Below are 15,656 nucleotides of genomic sequence, written 5' to 3'. Positions count from 1 at the left end.
GGTGGCGAGTCGACTCACCACCCGGCTCGGTGACGCGGAACGCACGCTCGGGGTCAGCGCAGGTCGCGTCGGCGCAAGGCCATGAGCCCCACCACGATTCCCGCCCCCGCCAGGGCGAGCAGGTAGGCGATCGGCACGATGTCGAACGCCGCACCCGGCAGCTTCGGCGGGTGGACGAAGGGCACCAGATCGAGGATCCACTGCGAGAAGCTGCCCAGCGAGCCCAGCACGAAGATCACGATCATCGCGCTCAGCACGCCCCACGCGAGTGCCGCGTACTTGGGCAGTGCGCCGAACAGCAGCATCGCGATGGCGGTGACCACCCAGACCGCGGGCAGTTGCACCGCGACCGCGCCCAGGGATTCGCCGACCTTGCCGGGAAGGTCGCCGTCTGTCGCGCCCCAGACGATGCCGATCGCCGAGCCCGCGGTCAGCAGTGCCACAGCGGGTCCGCCGATGGCGAACAGCAGGTGGCTCGACGCGTAGCGCACGCGGCTCACCGCGGCGGCCAGGACCGTCTCCGCACGCCCTGAGTTCTCCTCCTCGTGCAATCGCAGCACAGCCGACACGGAGTAGGCGGCGGCCGCGGCGGCCAGCATGGTGACCGCGTAGGCGATGAACGACTTCTCCAGATCGGCCGACCCGCCCATCGAGGTGACCACATCCTGCAGGGTGCCGCTGTCGTCGAGCATGCCGCCGATGCTGTCGACCGCACCGCCGATGAGCAGACCGTAGAGGGCGAAACCGGTCGTCCAGGCGAGCAGCGAACCTCGCTGCAGTCGCCAGGCCAGACCCACCGGACCCGACAGCGCGGTGCCCGCGACGGCCGGTCCGGGTCGGTCGGCCAGCAGTCCCGCGCCGATGTCGCGAGTCCGCAGCAACCGATAGGCGAGCAGGGTCGCGCCGGTGGCGAGGGCGGCCATCGGCACGAGCACCCACCAGCGTTCGTCGGCGAACGGGCGGATCTGCAGGCACCATCCCAGCGGCGAAAACCAGGACAGCACACCGTTTCCCGCGTCGCCGACCGCACGCACCGCGAACGCCGCACCCAGTGCGCCCAGCGCGATGCCGCGGGCGAGCCGCGCGCCGGTGCTGACCTGCGCGGCGACGGCGGCCACCGCACCCCAGACCACGCCGGAGCCGGCGAGTGCGGCGCCGAAGGCGACCGACCCTGCGACGGGTAGATCGGTGGCCATCAGTGAAGCGGTACAGGCGATTCCGGCAACCGCCGAAGCCCCGTAGGCGAGCAGCAGTGCTCCGGTGAGACCGGCGAAGCGGCCGATGCTGGTGGCGCCGACCAGTTCCGCACGCCCGGTCTCCTCCTCGACTCTGGTGTGGCGGATGACCGTGAGCACCGCGGCGATCGCGATCATCGCGTACATCGCCCCGGCCTTCCAGGTGCCGATGGAACCGAGTGCCGAGCTGAAAACGGGTCCGTACATGGCGATCAGCGCGGGGCTGGCCGCCGTGGTCGCCGCGAAGTGGTCGAGTTGTTCTCCGGTGGTGTAGATGTCCTTGATCGACACGATCTGCAGCGCGGGCATCAGCCCGATCAGCAGCGACCACAGCGGCGCGACCACCCGGTCGCGGCGCAGATACAGGCGCAGCATCTGACCGGTGCCGGCGAATTCGCCTGCGGTGCGGGCAGTTCCGGTGAAACGAGGGAGAGCGGCTGTCGCAGTCATGCCCGCACCTTCTCCGCGGTCTCGGCACCGTCGACGTGGTAGTGGCGAAGGAACAGATCCTCGAGCGTCGGTGGCGCGCTGGTCAGGCTGCGGACCCCCGCGTCGCCGAGTACCCGGATCAGCGCGCCGAGGTGGTCGGCATCGACCTGGCAGCGCAGGGTCGAACCGTCTCGTTCGACATCGCCGACCCCGGGCATCGTGCTCAGATCGCCGGGATCGCCGATCAGGTCGGCGGTGATGGCAGTGCGGCTCAGATGGCGCAGATCGTTGAGCGAACCGGATTCGACGGTGCGGCCGGCGCGGATGATGGTGACCCGGTCGCACAGGTGCTCGACCTCGGACAGGATGTGGCTCGACAGCAGCACTGTCGCGCCACGGGCGGCGGCATCGCGCACACAGTCCTGGAAGACCTGCTCCATCAACGGGTCCAGACCCGAGGTCGGCTCGTCGAGGATCAGCAGATCCGCGTTCGCCGAAAACGCCGACACCAGTGCGACTTTCTGCCGGTTGCCCTTGGAATAGGTACGCGCCTTCTTGGTGGGGTCGAGTTCGAAGCGTTCGATCAGCTCGCCGCGTCGTGCCTGGTCCAACCCCCCGCGCATGCGGGCGAGCAGGTCGATCGTCTCACCGCCCGACAGCGACGGCCACAGCGTGACATCGCCGGGGACATAGGCGATCCGGCGATGCAGGTCGACGGCATCGGTCCAGGGGTCGCGGCCGAAGACCGCGGCTTCGCCACCGGTCGCGCGCAGTACTCCGAGCAGGATGCGGATGGTGGTGGACTTGCCTGCGCCGTTGGGACCGAGGAAACCGTGGATCTCGCCGGTGCTGACGTGTAGGTCGAGTCCGTCGAGCGCGGTGAAGCGGCCGAACGTCTTTCGCAGGTCCGCGACATCGATGACCTGGTCGGTGGTGGGGGAGGGCATCGTCTACTCCTCGAAAAGGGTGTCGAGCATGGTGGAATCGGTGAGTAATCCTTGGGTGTAGAGCTCGAGCGCCGGGAAGGTGATCTCGTCGGACAGCTCACGAATCGCCTTGCGGTAATCGAGTTTTCCTTCGCGCTGCAGGCGCATCTGGAGGTAGAGGTTCATCGCGCCGACATGGCAGAGCACGATGTAGCGAGCACGTGCCGCGTGGTCGCGACTCGGTTTGGCCTTGCCCTCGTCGACGGCTGTCTGCATGTACTGCTCCGCGTCGGAGATCATGTGTTCGAGCAAGGACTCCGACAGCGGGCCGCCTGCCTGGAAGCTGCGCAGCATGTAGGCCACCAGAGGTGCGTACATCTCGAGTTCGGCCATCGCGTTCAAGATCCCCGCGGGACCGGGCGCCTGGATCGCGCGCAGCTTCTCGTCGCGGATGATCTCGAGCACACGATCGTCGCAGACCGCGCGCAGGCCGTCCTTGGAGCCGAAGTGATGGTTCACCAGCCCGGGTGACACCCCGGCCGCGGCGGCGATGGCCCGTACGCCGACGCCGAACCCCTGCTCACCGAACAATTCGATCGCGGCATCGCGAATCCTGGCGGCGGTGGTGAGATCGGCTGAACGCATGTTCAACATGTTAAACGTGTGTTCAATCCGTTGGCAAGACTTTCGCCCGATCCGAGTTTCGGGCCTGGGGGACCCATCGTGTGCGGGCTAATGTCGAAGCCATGGCTACCGGCACATCGACGACGGCAGAACATCTCCGCGCAGCGCTGGACGGACCGTGGCGCACGGTCAGGGAGCAGGCGCGCACCCAGCTCGCCGGTGCGGAATTCACCGACGATCCCGAACTCGACATCCACGCGGCGAGAGCGCGCGTGCTCGACCAGATGCGGGTCATCGCGACCATGGGCTACCCCGAACGCGGTTTCCGGCCCGAGAACGGCGGCACCGGTGATCCCGGCGGCGCGGTCATCGGGCTGGAGATGCTCGCCTACACCGACCTGTCGTTGTGGGTGAAATCCGGCGTGCAGTGGGGACTGTTCGGTGGCGCGGTGGAGAACCTGGGCACCGAACGTCACCGTGACTTCATCAAGCGCCTGATCTCGCTCGATCTGCTCGGCTGTTTCGCGATGACCGAGTCGGGCCACGGCAGCGATGTCGCCGATCTGGAGACCACGGCCACCTATGACCCGGCCACCCAGGAATTCGTCATCAACACCCCGACCCCGTCGGCGCGCAAGGACTACATCGGTGGCGCCGCGGTGCACGCGCGGATGGCCGCGGTGTTCGCCCAGCTGATCGTCGGCGGCGAGAGCAAAGGGGTGCACTGTCTGCTGGTGCCGATCCGTGACGACCTCGGCGCGGACCTGCCCGGCGTGACCACCTACGACGACGGGCTCAAGGGCGGCCTGCCCGGTGTCGACAACGGCCGGATCGTCTTCGACCAGGTGCGGATCCCCCGCGAGAACCTGCTCAATCGCTACGCCGACGTGTCACCGGACGGCACCTACAGCTCGGAGATCGAGAACCCGAGCCGCCGCTTCTTCACCACCCTCGGCACGCTGGTGCGTGGCCGGGTCAGTGTCGGCGGCGCGGCCGCGGCGGGCGCGCGGGTGGCACTGAGTATCGCCGTCCGCTACGCGCTGGCGCGCCGCCAGTTCGCCGACCCCGATACCGGCGAAGAGACCCTGCTGATGGACTACCGCAGCCATCAGCGCAGGCTGCTGCCGCTGGTCGCGAAGTCGTTCGCGCTGGCCTTCGCCCAGAACGACCTGGTGCGCCGGATGGACGAGATCCAGCGCGGGGAGAACACCGAACCGAGCTCACAGCGGGCGCTGGAGAAGCGTGCCGCCGGTCTGAAGGTGGCTCAGACCCGCCACGCCACCAGGGCCATTCAGGAATGTCGCGAAGCCTGCGGCGGCGCGGGATATCTCACCGAGAACCGCCTGGTCACGCTGAAGGCCGACACCGATGTGTTCACCACCTTCGAGGGCGACAACGTCGTGTTGACCCAGCTCGTGGCGAAGGAACTGCTCACGGCCTACTCCGACGAGGTCCGCGACCTCGACGCACTCGGCTGGGTGCGCTTCGCCGCCACCATGGCCGGTGACGTGGTGCGCAAACGCTCCGGCGTGCGTCAGCTGATCCAGACCCTGCGCGACCGCAACGACGAGTCCGTCGACGAAGGCGACCTGTCCAAACGCGACGTCCAGCTGCAGCTGTTCGCCGACCGCGAGGACTACCTGTTGCGCACCGCCGCGCACCGGCTGCGCGCCCGCGCCGCCGACACCGGCCCGTTCGAGGCGTTCAACAATGCCCAGGACCACATCCTGGCCGCCGGCGCCGCGCACATCGACCGGCTGGTGCTCGAGGAGTTCGTCGACGGCATCGCCACCATCGAGGACCCCGATGCCAAGGCGCTGGCCGAAACCGTCTGTGACCTCTTCGTCTACGCCTCGCTGGAGGAGAACCTGGCCTGGTACATCATGCACCGGTTCATGTCGGTGGAGCGGGCCAAGGCGGTGCGGCGCGGGGTGAACGAACTCGTCGACCGCCTGCGTCCGGACGCGCTGACCCTGGTGGAGGCGATGGGTGTGCCCGAGACGATGCTGCGCGCCGAAATGCTGCACGACGCCAGCGTTTTCGATCGCCGCTAGACGGCGCGCCGGGCGGCGTGTAGGGCATCGGAGATCCAGCACAGGCCGATCGCCATCGAGGCGGCCGCTGCCGCCCCACCGAGGACATCGGTGGGGTGGTGGTAGCCCAGCTCGGCCATCGCGGGGGTGATCGCGATCAGGGCGAGCACGGTGAGCGTCGCGACCGCGATCCGTATCCGGAGGTCGGTCACCAGGCACGCGAAAGTCGTTGCGACAGCGACCATGTGGACGGTGTGCCCGCTGGGGTAGGCGAGATGGTCGTCGAGCCGGCGATCCCACAGTGGTTTCAGCAACCAGGTGTTGACCGCCAAGGCGACCTCGGGAACCACCAGCATGGTCACGGCCCGCCACCACTGCCGATGGAGCGCGAAAAAGGCACACGCGGCCAGGAGCAGCGCCACGACCACCGGCACGTTACTCGGCGTGACGAGTACGTGCGCCAGGCCCGGGGAGACGGTGTCCGTCGACGCCACCGAATCCAGCTCGCTCGGGCCGCCGTCCGCGGGGAACGTCAACGGGACCGACGCGGTCAGTACGGCACCGGCGCCGATCGCCGCCACTCGCACAGCGGAGGCACTACCGACACGGTCGATCACGAACGCGACGATAGCCGCCGTCCGGCCCCGCTCAGGCCGGACCGTAGGTGAGTACCGCCGTGACCAGGAACCACAGCACCCACACGATGGCCACGATCATGCCGAGAGCGAGGGTGATCCGCAGGAATGCCCGGCCGAAATCGAGATCGCCGCCGACCCGCGGATACAGCTTCCACGGGCTGTACCACGGTGCGACCATCCCCCGGGACTGCGCCTGGCGTTCGAGCTCGGCCTGTTGCTCGGCGTAGGACTCCGCGGCCGCCTGGGTGGGCCCGCCGTGCCACAGCGTCACGTCGATCGGGCCGAGGAAGCCCTCGTTGAGCAGATCCTGTGGTGCGGGCAGGAACGGCAGGATGCCGAGGCCACGGAACGCGATGGCGACGTCGTTGGCCGTCCAGAGGTTGTGTTCCTTCTCGGCCAGCAACTCGAAGTACATCTCGAGCCGATGCGGGTCGTCGGTGACGATCACATCGAAGCTCGGGTCGCTCCAGCCCTGGTGCACGTCGATCTGGGCGCCGGGCATCGGCACGATCAGGCCGAGACCGTGCACCGCGCGCTGGCCGAGCCCGCGCGCGGCGAGATAGTCCTGCAGGGCGAAGGTGTGATCACGCGAACGTTCCAGCGGCGTCGATTTCTCCGCGCCCGCGAACTGGGCGAGTTCGCCGGAGACCATCCACGGACCGTTGAGCGGGATCTCGAGTACGCCGTCCTGCGGGGCGGTGAAGGTCTCCGCCTCGATGATCACGCAACTGGTCGGAGTCCAGACCACCGCGTCGAACTGATGCAGCCGATCCTGGTGGAACAGGCTGCAGTTGATCGTGGCGACGCCGTGCGGGCTCGCCGGGTCCTTCCACGTGCGCAACCAGTCGATCAGTGCCGCCTCGGCATCGCTGCCTGCCGCATTCTGCACGCGCACGAGCATGGAGACCGCCCTTCGTTGTGCCGAGAACCGTTGGCGTACATCGTAGCTCGATCAATCCTGTTCGGCGGCGATCGTACCCGCGTCCACGGCCGCGACGAGGTCGGCGTGATCGGCCTCGGTGCGGTCGGCGTAGCGCACCGCGAAGCGGGCCACCGAGTCCTCGAACCGGTCGTCGTCGTCATCGTCGGTTTCCAGATATCCCGCCAGCGCGCGCGGGTCGAGGGAGCGAGCGTGCGCGCGGGCCAGCAGCGCGCCGGCGAGGCGGCCGTAGTCGTCGAGATCGTCGGCGGACAGTTCCGCCGGGTCGATGCTGCCCTTGAGATTGCGGAACTGACGCACGATGAAGGGCAGCGACTCGTCGAGTTCGACGGTCGTCCAACCGAGCAGGATGTCGGTCTCGGACTGCACGGTCCGCGCGCCGACCACGATCCGTTCGCCCTCGTGCCGGGGCTCGGTGGGCGGCAGGAACGGGGCGAGGGCCGACGGGCGCGCCTGCTTGACCTGCAACACCACCGCCTCGCCGTCGTTGCCGTGCAACAGCGCCACATAGCTGTGCAGGCCGACGCTGCCGGTGCCGACGATGCGGAACGCGACATCGGAGACCGCGAACCTGGCCAGGAGGTTGCGCCGGGACTCCCGGATGGTGCCCGCGTAGCGTTCCAGGCCGTCGATCACGGCTTCCGACACCGGCGTGTCGACCGCGGTCAGCACGGGCGGATCGCTGACGAAACGGTGCTTGCGGATGTCGGTCTCGTGGTCGTCGAGGTGCTCGGTCCACTTCGCCACCACCTTGGCGCTGGTGTTCTTGCGCGCCTTCTTCGCGGCCTTCTTGAAGTCGTCGAGCAGGTCTTCGGCTTTGGCGCTGGTGAGGATCGACTCGTCGGGCAACGCGGTCCAGGACTGCATGAACGGCATGTCGGCCAATTCGCCGACGGTACGACGGTAGGAGCGGGCGGCATCGCGTGCCGCGCGCAGGCAATCGTCCTCGTCGACGCCGCTCTCGCGTCCCGCCAGCACGAGGCTTGCCGCCAGACGCTCCAGATCCCACTCCCACGGGCCCATGACCGTCTCGTCGAAATCATTGATATCCATCACGATCTCGCCGCGCTGGGTGCCGTAGAGGCCGAAGTTGGCGGCGTGGGCGTCACCACAGATCTGGGCGGCCAGACCACTGTCCGGTCCGGCGGCGAGGTCGGCGGCCATCAGGCCCGCGGCGCCGCGAAAGAAGGTGAACGGTGAGGCGATCATCCGCCCGATCCGCAACGGGATCAGACGTTCGATCCGGCCGCGGTTGCTGATGTCGATGAATTCGCGCACTGTCGGCCGATCGGGGCTCGCCGCGGCACGGTCACGCTCGGTGACAGGCACCCGCCGCCGGGCAGCCCGGCCACGTTCGCGGGCGTCCTCGGCGGAGACGTAGGAACGCAGATCAATACCACTGTCGGACACGATTGCCGAGGTTAGCCGGTTGCCGCGCGCCGGGCAGGGTGGCGCTCGGTACACAGCGGAGTTGACGGCGTTTCGGCGTGGCCGGATGGCGCCGGACGGGGTCGGTGCGGTAAGCAGGGGCGTGGCAACCGAATCAGGAACGCCGGGCACGCACGACACCGAAACCGGTGGCGTGTTCAGCGACCGCATCCTGACCGTGCCCAACGCGCTGAGCGTGGTGCGGTTGATCGGCATCCCCGTCTTCCTCTGGCTCCTCCTGGTCCGCCACGCCGACGGCTGGGCCTTCGCCTTGCTGATCGCCAGTGGCTTCACCGATTTCCTCGACGGCAAACTCGCCCGATTGCTCGATCAGTCCTCGCGGCTGGGAGCGCTGCTCGACCCGCTCGTCGATCGGCTCTATCTGGTGACGACCCTGGTGGCCTTCGTCGTGCGCGGCCTGCTGCCGTGGTGGCTGGCGGTGATCTTGATCGCACGCGATCTGGTACTCACCGCGACCCTTTCGGTGTACAAGCGGCGCGAGCTACCGGCGCCGGAAGTGATCTACCTGGGCAAAGCCGCCACTTTCGCGCTGATGTCGGCGCTGCCGTGGATCTTGACCGGGGAGATGGACTGGGCGGGGGCGAGTTTCGGGTGGGCCTTCGGCTGGGCACTGCTGATCTGGGGCACGGCACTCTACGTCTGGACCGGGCTGCTCTACGCGGGGCTCGCGGTCGCGGTCGCGCGATCGATACCGCCTGTGCCGCACCGCGGGAGCTAGTCGATACTGTTGCGTGCAACGTCGACGATGAAAGGACGTCCAGTGACCCGGACCCCTGAGGAACTGCGCTACACCGAAGAGCACGAATGGGTGCGGCGGACCAGCCCCACGGCGGTCCGTGTCGGCATCACCGATTACGCCCAGTCACAGCTGGGTGACGTCGTGTTCGTCCAGCTGCCCGACGTCGACAAAGACGTGACCGTCGGCGACAGCATCGCCGAGGTCGAGTCGACCAAGAGCGTGTCCGACATCTACGCTCCGCTCACCGGCAAAGTCGTTGCGGTGAACGAGGATCTGGTTCAGACGCCGGAGACGCTCAACGAAGATCCCTACAACGAGGGATGGCTGTTCGAGCTCGCGTTCGACGACGAGGCAACCCTCGATTCCGCCCTCGGTGAACTGCTGGATGCAGCGGGTTACCAAGGAGTTATCGGGGGCTGACTCAGCCTTCACAGTTCTCCCTGCACGGGCACGCCCCGGCAGGGTACGGTCAAAGCCAAGCGGATACGTCGGGGAATCGACGCCGGGATCTTTTCCTGGCGATGTGATCGCGCCGGTCGTGTCGCCGAATACAGCACCTGCTTGCATGGATAATCAGGTTCGAGGAGGAGAGAAACGGTGAGCGAGAACAGGGACCCGGGTTACGGGGAAACCGCGGCCGAGACGACGTCGGTCTTCCGCGCGGACTTCCTCAACGAGGTCGACGCGTCGCGCTCCGCAGAGCCGACCGGCGAACAGCCGGTTCAGGGCGTCGAGGGCCTGCCGGCCGGTGCGGCCCTCCTGGTGGTCAAGCGTGGCCCGAACGCGGGCTCGCGTTTCCTGCTGGATCAGCCGACCACTTCGGCCGGCCGCCATCCCGACAGTGACATTTTTCTGGATGACGTCACCGTCAGCCGTCGGCATGCCGAGTTCCGTCAGGACGACGACTCGTTCCAGGTCGTCGATGTGGGCAGCCTCAACGGCACCTACGTCAACCGGGAGCCGGTGGACTCCTCGGAGCTGCAGAACGGCGACGAGGTCCAGATCGGCAAGTTCCGGCTGGTCTTCCTGACCGGTCCGCGCACGCAGGCGAACGAGTCGGCGTCGGGCGCGGGGTCGCGATGACCCCAACGGTACTGGTGCCCGTGACGGGCACAGTGCTGTGACAGGGGCGGCGCAGTGGGCGCGCGGAGGGATGTCGATCGGCTCCGTACTCGACCTGCTGCGACCAGATTTTCCTGATATCACCATCTCCAAGATCCGGTTCCTCGAATCCGAGGGCCTGATCCGGCCGGAACGGACACCGTCGGGGTACCGGCGGTTCTCGGTGGCCGACTACGAACGGCTGCGTTTCGTGCTGACCGCGCAACGCGATCAGTACCTGCCGTTGAAGGTGATCAAGGAGCAGTTGGAAGCGATCGACAGTGGTGCGGCGACGTTGGGTGTGCGTGAAGCGCGCGCCCGCGCGCACTCCCACCACGGCGCCGCGGAGGCCGGGCACAGTGTGTCCGGCTCCGCGGAGTCCGATGCCGAGGCGAAGAGCCCGGCCGCGCCGCGCCGCCTCGGTATCGTGACGGGCGCGATCACGCCCGAGGAATTACGTGTCGACGTCGGCGTGCGGCTCACCAGGTCCGACCTGCTCGCCAAGGCCGACATCGACGACCGTTTCCTCGACGATCTGCTGCGCGCGGGACTCATCGTCCCCGGTGCGGGCGGATTCTTCGAGTCCGATGCGGTCACGCTCGCACACGCGGCCAAGGCGATGGCCGAATTCGGCCTGGAGGCACGTCATCTGCGCGCCTTCAAACTCGCCGCCGACCGCGAGGCCGCGCTGATCGCACAGATCGCCGCGCCCATCGCGAAGAGTCGCGATGCCGATGCGCGCGCTCGCGCCGAGGAGACCGTGCGCGAACTCGCGGCGCTGTCGCTGAACCTGCACGCCGCATTGGTCAAAGCCGCGGTGCGCACAGCCCTCGGCGGCTGACACACCCGGCCTGGTGATCAAGTATCGCCCCGGCTACACACCGATTTCGGCGCGAACGTCTTTCTTGCGCGCCCCAGAATTCGCCTAGACTCGTTGATACGGCGAGCTGTGCAGCTGTCGTGCCGGCCGGCGGCCGAGTATGGGAGGCAGGACTTACTCATGAGCGAGATGCGTGTCATCGGCATCCGTGTCGAGCAGCCACAGAACCAGCCCGTGCTGCTGCTGCGGGAGGCTTCGGGGGAGCGGTATCTGCCGATCTGGATCGGGCAGGCCGAGGCCACCGCGATCGTGCTCGAGCAGGAGGGGGTCACGCCGATCCGTCCGCTCACTCACGATCTGATCAAGATTCTGATCACCGAGCTGGGACACACACTCAAGGAAGTGCGGATCGTGGATCTGCAGGAGGGCACCTTCTACGCGGATCTGGTCTTCGACGGCGACCTGCGGGTCTCGGCGCGGCCGTCGGACTCGGTGGCGATCGCCTTGCGCGTCGGGTGCCCGATCTACGCCGAAGAACCGGTGCTCGCCGAGGCGGGCTTGGTGATGCCCGACGAACGCGAGGACGAGGTGGAGAAGTTCAAGGAGTTCCTGGAGTCGGTCTCGCCCGACGACTTCAAGGCGACCGACAGCTGACCACGATCTTCTAAACCTGAAGTAGAGGTCCAGGGAATCGCGGCGTTTGGTGCTTGGTGTGACAACACCGCAGGTCCGACAATGGCAGGAGTAACCTCGAAAGTCGGGCAACATCCGTCGTGACTCCGACCCGAGAACGTCGGCAGAAGGAGCGATCAGTGGAAGAACAAACGCAGGATGTCGTACAGCCTGGCTTGTTCCCGGACGACTCGGTTCCGGACGATCTGGTCGGCTACCGGGTGCCGAGCGCGTGTCAGGTCGCCGGCATCACCTACCGTCAGCTCGACTACTGGGCCCGGACCGGGCTGGTCGTGCCGTCGATCCGTGGTGCGGCGGGATCGGGCAGCCAGCGGCTGTACTCGTTCAAGGACATCCTCGTCCTCAAGATCGTGAAGCGGTTGCTGGACGCGGGCATCTCTTTACAGAACATCCGGATCGCCGTCGATCACCTGCGTAGCCGCGGCGTCGGCGATCTCGCCGGGATCACTCTGTTCTCCGACGGAACCTCGGTATACGAGTGCACCTCGCCCGAGGAGGTAGTCGATTTACTGCAAGGTGGGCAGGGCGTCTTCGGCATCGCCGTCGGTGGCGCCATGCGTGAGCTGACCGGCGCGATCGCGGACTTCCCGGCAGAACGAGCCACCGCCATCACCGACCGCCCCGAAGACGAGCTCTCCTTCCGTCGCAAGGTGAGAGAGAACCGCAAGACCGGTTAGTGACCAGCGCTACACCCCCGGCGTGCCCCTGGTGGCGCGACCGGGGGTTTGCTGCATCTAGAATCAGTGGTGCGTCGCCGCCGTGCGGGAGAGTCCTCGGTTCGCGAGAATCGGGGCGCCGAAGGAGCAGCACCTCCCCGTCAATCTCTCAGGCAACAGGGACCGCACGGTGATTCGACGCCTCTGGAAAGCGGTGGCATCCGGCTGCCCGCCCACGGGGAAAGGGGCACGGTCACCGATCTTCGGGGCCGGGTTTCCGAATCTCTCAGGCGCACAGACAGAGGGGGAGGGCTGGTACCCGTCGACCACGAGGTCGACCCGCCCGACCTGGAGCTGCCGTGACCCGTTCGTTCGCCGACCGCCACATCGGACCCGATTCCGACGAACTCGCCCGGATCCTCGCGACCATCGGCGTCGAGTCCATCGACGCACTCGCGACCACGGCGCTGCCCGCCACGATCCTCGACGAATCCGGCCTCGGCGCGCTGCCCGCGCCCGCCTCCGAGCACGAGGTGCTCGAGGAACTGGCCACGCTGGCGCAGGCGAACACCGTCGCCACCTCGATGATCGGTCTGGGCTACTACGACACCCTCACCCCGCCGGTGCTGGTGCGCAATCTGCTCGAGAACCCCGCCTGGTACACCGCCTACACCCCGTACCAGCCCGAGATCAGCCAGGGCAGGCTCGAGGCGCTGCTCAACTTCCAGACCATGGTGTCGGATCTGACCGGCATGGACGTCGCCAACGCCTCCATGCTCGACGAGGCCACCGCCGCGGCCGAGGCGATGACGCTGCTGCGCCGCGCGGGCAAGTCCAAGTCGAACCGGCTGCTGATCGACGCCGACCTGTTCCCGCAGACCAAGACCATCATCGGGACCAGGGCCGAGCCGCTCGGCATCGAGATCATCGAGGCCGACCTGTCGACCGGGGAGCTGCCGGAGGGCGAGTTCTTCGGCGTGATCGTGCAGACTCCGGGCGCGTCGGGCCGCATCGTCGACTGGACCTCGCTGTTCACCGCCGCCCACGAGCGCGGCGCGCTGGTCGCCGCCGGTGCCGATCTGCTCGCGATGACGCTGAGCACCCCGCCCGGTGAACAGGGTGCCGACGTGTGCTTCGGTACCACCCAGCGCTTCGGCGTGCCGATGGGCTTCGGTGGCCCGCATGCCGGTTACCTCGCCGTGCGCACGGCCTTCGCCCGTCAGTTGCCCGGTCGCCTGGTCGGCGTGTCCGTCGACGCCGACGGCGCGCCCGCCTACCGTCTGGCGCTGCAGACCCGTGAGCAGCACATCCGCCGCGAGAAGGCCACCTCGAACATCTGTACCGCCCAGGTGCTGCTGGCCATCGTCGCCGCGATGTACGCGAGCTACCACGGTGCCAACGGCCTGCGCGCCATCGCGCGCCGGGTGCACCAGCACGCCGCTGCCGTCGCGAGTGGCCTCGGTGGCGCCGTGGTGCACGGCGCCTTCTTCGACACCGTGCTCGCCCACGTGCCCGGCGGCGCGGAAGCTGTTGTCGCCAAGGCGAAGTCGAAGGGCATCAACCTGCGCCTGGTCGACGCCGACCACGTCGCCATCGCCTGTGACGAGGCCACCACCGACGCGCATGTCGCGGCCGTCGTAGAATCCTTCGGCACCGCGCTGACTCCCGACGCGGGCGCGGGCGCCGAGCCCGCCGCGATCGAGACCCGTACCTCGGACTACCTGACCCACCCGGCGTTCACCCGCCACCACACCGAGACCGCCATGTTGCGCTATCTGCGCGCGCTCTCGGACAAGGACATCGCGCTGGACCGCAGCATGATTCCGCTCGGTTCGTGCACGATGAAGCTCAACGCGACCGCGGAGATGGAGCCCATCACCTGGCCCGGCTTCGCCCGCCTGCACCCCTTCGCGCCGACCGAGGACACCCCCGGCATCCGCAAGCTGATCGCCGACCTCGAGCGGTGGCTGGCCGAGATCACCGGTTACGACGCGGTGAGCCTGCAGCCCAATGCCGGTAGCCAGGGCGAGTACGCGGGTTTGCTCGCGATCCGCCGCTACCACCTCGATCGCGGTGACGACCACCGCGACACCTGCCTCATCCCGTCCAGCGCGCACGGTACCAACGCCGCCTCGGCGGCCATGGTCGGCATGCGCGTCGAGGTGGTCAAGTGCCGCGCGAACGGTGACGTCGACCTCGACGACCTGCGTGCCAAGATCGCCGACCACGCCGACCGGCTGGCCTGCATCATGATCACCTACCCGTCCACCCACGGCGTCTACGAGCACGAGGTCGCCGAGTTGTGCGCGCTCGTGCACGATGCCGGCGGCCAGGTGTACGTCGACGGCGCCAACCTCAATGCCCTTGTCGGGCTTGCCCGTCCGGGCCGGTTCGGCGGCGACGTGAGCCACCTGAACCTGCACAAGACCTTCTGCATCCCGCACGGCGGCGGCGGCCCCGGCGTCGGCCCGGTCGCGGTGGGTGCGCACCTGGCGCAGTACCTGCCCGGTGACCCGCTCGAAGCCGGTTCGCACGCGGTGTCGGCGGCGAACTACGGTTCCGCGTCGATCCTGCCGATCACCTGGGCCTACATCCGGATGATGGGCGCCGAGGGCCTGCGCGCGGCGACGCTGACCGCGATCGCGTCGGCCAACTACATCGCCCGCCGCCTCGACGCCTACTTCCCGGTGCTCTACACCGGCGAGAACGGCATGGTCGCCCACGAGTGCATCCTGGATCTGCGGGAGATCACCAAGCAGACCGGCGTCACCGTCGACGATGTGGCCAAGCGACTGGCCGACTACGGTTTCCACGCGCCGACCATGAGCTTCCCGGTCGCGGGCACCCTGATGGTGGAACCCACCGAGAGCGAGAACCTCGAGGAGATCGACGAGTTCATCGCCGCCATGATCGCCATCCGTGGTGAGATCGACCAGGTCGCGGCCGGGGTGTGGCCGGTGACCGACAACCCGCTGCGCGGTGCGCCGCACACCGCGGCCAGCCTGGTCGCCGAGTGGAACCACCCGTACAGCCGGGAGACCGCGGTGTACCCGCGCGGTATCGGCCATGCTCGTCCGAAGGTCTGGCCTTCGGTGCGGCGCATCGACGGTGCGTTCGGTGACCGCAATCTGGTGTGCTCGTGCCCGCCGCTGGATGCCTACGAAGACTGACCGTAGTCCTGACACATGGCCCCGCCGACCTTGTCGGCGGGGCCATGTGTTGTCTGTGTGGGGCCAGGTGACGTTGCAGTCGCGGCATGGTTGCCGAAAGTGAATTCTCATCGGCCGTACTGGCGGCGCGTCACATACCGAATGCCTTGTTTGCAGCTATTCAGGGAATGACCAGTATGTGTCGAGCTGTCAAATGGTCTCGC

At 67.8% G+C, this 15,656-nt stretch carries 14 protein-coding genes and 1 riboswitch; of the genes, 8 read left to right on the top strand and 6 right to left on the bottom strand.

The window, feature by feature from the left end; translation table 11 throughout:
- Positions 1 to 53: 53 nt before the first annotated feature.
- Genes ACWF99_RS04025 through ACWF99_RS04015 form a run of 3 tightly spaced genes read right to left on the bottom strand, consistent with a single transcriptional unit; the run spans position 54 to position 3,235 of the window.
- Positions 54 to 1,685 (bottom strand): ABC transporter permease, encoded by a 1,632-nt coding sequence (locus ACWF99_RS04025; protein WP_378631198.1) that lies wholly within the window; start codon positions 1,683 to 1,685, stop codon positions 54 to 56.
- Positions 1,682 to 2,611 (bottom strand): ABC transporter ATP-binding protein, encoded by a 930-nt coding sequence (locus ACWF99_RS04020; protein ID WP_452534552.1) that lies wholly within the window; start codon positions 2,609 to 2,611, stop codon positions 1,682 to 1,684. Before ACWF99_RS04020 ends, ACWF99_RS04025 begins: the two co-directional genes overlap by 4 nt.
- A 3-nt stretch (positions 2,612 to 2,614) precedes the next feature.
- Positions 2,615 to 3,235 carry a TetR/AcrR family transcriptional regulator gene (locus ACWF99_RS04015; RefSeq protein WP_378631201.1) on the bottom strand — a complete coding sequence of 207 codons (621 nt, stop codon included), beginning with the start codon at positions 3,233 to 3,235 and terminating at the stop codon, positions 2,615 to 2,617.
- A gap of 101 nt (positions 3,236 to 3,336) precedes the next feature.
- Between ACWF99_RS04015 and ACWF99_RS04010 the strand changes: the two genes are divergently transcribed.
- Positions 3,337 to 5,268, top strand: a complete 1,932-nt coding sequence (locus ACWF99_RS04010; protein WP_452534550.1) for an acyl-CoA dehydrogenase family protein — start codon at positions 3,337 to 3,339, stop codon at positions 5,266 to 5,268.
- Here the strand turns inward: ACWF99_RS04010 and ACWF99_RS04005 are convergent.
- The 3 genes from ACWF99_RS04005 to ACWF99_RS03995 all read right to left on the bottom strand — a co-directional run bounded on the left by ACWF99_RS04005 (position 5,265) and on the right by ACWF99_RS03995 (position 8,235).
- Positions 5,265 to 5,864, bottom strand: coding sequence for a phosphatase PAP2 family protein (locus tag ACWF99_RS04005; protein ID WP_452534548.1), 600 nt, complete (start codon positions 5,862 to 5,864; stop codon positions 5,265 to 5,267). The genes ACWF99_RS04010 and ACWF99_RS04005 overlap by 4 nt on opposite strands.
- Before the next feature lie 31 nt (positions 5,865 to 5,895).
- Positions 5,896 to 6,774 (bottom strand): nuclease-related domain-containing protein, encoded by an 879-nt coding sequence (locus ACWF99_RS04000; RefSeq protein WP_378631205.1) that lies wholly within the window; start codon positions 6,772 to 6,774, stop codon positions 5,896 to 5,898.
- A gap of 63 nt (positions 6,775 to 6,837) precedes the next feature.
- Positions 6,838 to 8,235 carry a DUF2252 domain-containing protein gene (locus ACWF99_RS03995; protein ID WP_452534546.1) on the bottom strand — a complete coding sequence of 466 codons (1,398 nt, stop codon included), beginning with the start codon at positions 8,233 to 8,235 and terminating at the stop codon, positions 6,838 to 6,840.
- Between the two features lie 121 nt (positions 8,236 to 8,356).
- Here ACWF99_RS03995 and ACWF99_RS03990 point away from each other — a divergent pair, with 121 nt between their 5' ends.
- The 7 genes from ACWF99_RS03990 (at position 8,357) to gcvP (ending at position 15,453) form a co-directional block, all read left to right on the top strand.
- Positions 8,357 to 8,992 carry a CDP-alcohol phosphatidyltransferase family protein gene (locus ACWF99_RS03990; protein WP_378631208.1) on the top strand — a complete coding sequence of 212 codons (636 nt, stop codon included), beginning with the start codon at positions 8,357 to 8,359 and terminating at the stop codon, positions 8,990 to 8,992.
- Positions 8,993 to 9,034: 42 nt separating this feature from the next.
- The gene (gcvH, locus tag ACWF99_RS03985; RefSeq protein ID WP_379219366.1) at positions 9,035 to 9,433 is read left to right on the top strand and encodes a glycine cleavage system protein GcvH; all 399 of its coding nucleotides are present in this window, start codon (positions 9,035 to 9,037) and stop codon (positions 9,431 to 9,433) included.
- 177 nt (positions 9,434 to 9,610) lie between these two features.
- On the top strand, positions 9,611 to 10,096 hold the full coding sequence (odhI, locus tag ACWF99_RS03980) for an oxoglutarate dehydrogenase inhibitor Odhl (protein ID WP_101462719.1): 486 nt from the start codon (positions 9,611 to 9,613) through the stop codon (positions 10,094 to 10,096).
- Positions 10,097 to 10,166: 70 nt separating this feature from the next.
- Positions 10,167 to 10,955: a transcriptional regulator FtsR gene (gene ftsR, locus ACWF99_RS03975; RefSeq protein ID WP_452534544.1), complete on the top strand. Its 789-nt coding sequence runs from the start codon at positions 10,167 to 10,169 to the stop codon at positions 10,953 to 10,955.
- A 159-nt stretch (positions 10,956 to 11,114) separates the two neighbouring features.
- Positions 11,115 to 11,588 carry a bifunctional nuclease family protein gene (locus ACWF99_RS03970; protein ID WP_067446263.1) on the top strand — a complete coding sequence of 158 codons (474 nt, stop codon included), beginning with the start codon at positions 11,115 to 11,117 and terminating at the stop codon, positions 11,586 to 11,588.
- A 158-nt stretch (positions 11,589 to 11,746) separates the two neighbouring features.
- Entirely contained in the window at positions 11,747 to 12,304 is a 558-nt protein-coding gene (locus ACWF99_RS03965; protein ID WP_131816826.1) for a MerR family transcriptional regulator, read from the top strand.
- 75 nt (positions 12,305 to 12,379) lie between these two features.
- Positions 12,380 to 12,479: riboswitch (glycine riboswitch) on the top strand.
- Between the two features lie 163 nt (positions 12,480 to 12,642).
- Entirely contained in the window at positions 12,643 to 15,453 is a 2,811-nt protein-coding gene (gcvP, locus tag ACWF99_RS03960; protein ID WP_452534542.1) for an aminomethyl-transferring glycine dehydrogenase, read from the top strand.
- Positions 15,454 to 15,656: the final 203 nt, after the last annotated feature.

Source organism: Nocardia sp. NPDC055002 (assembly GCF_053608825.1).
The sequence above is the reverse complement of the archived record's forward strand: the minus strand, read 5'-3'. Positions and strand labels throughout refer to the sequence as shown.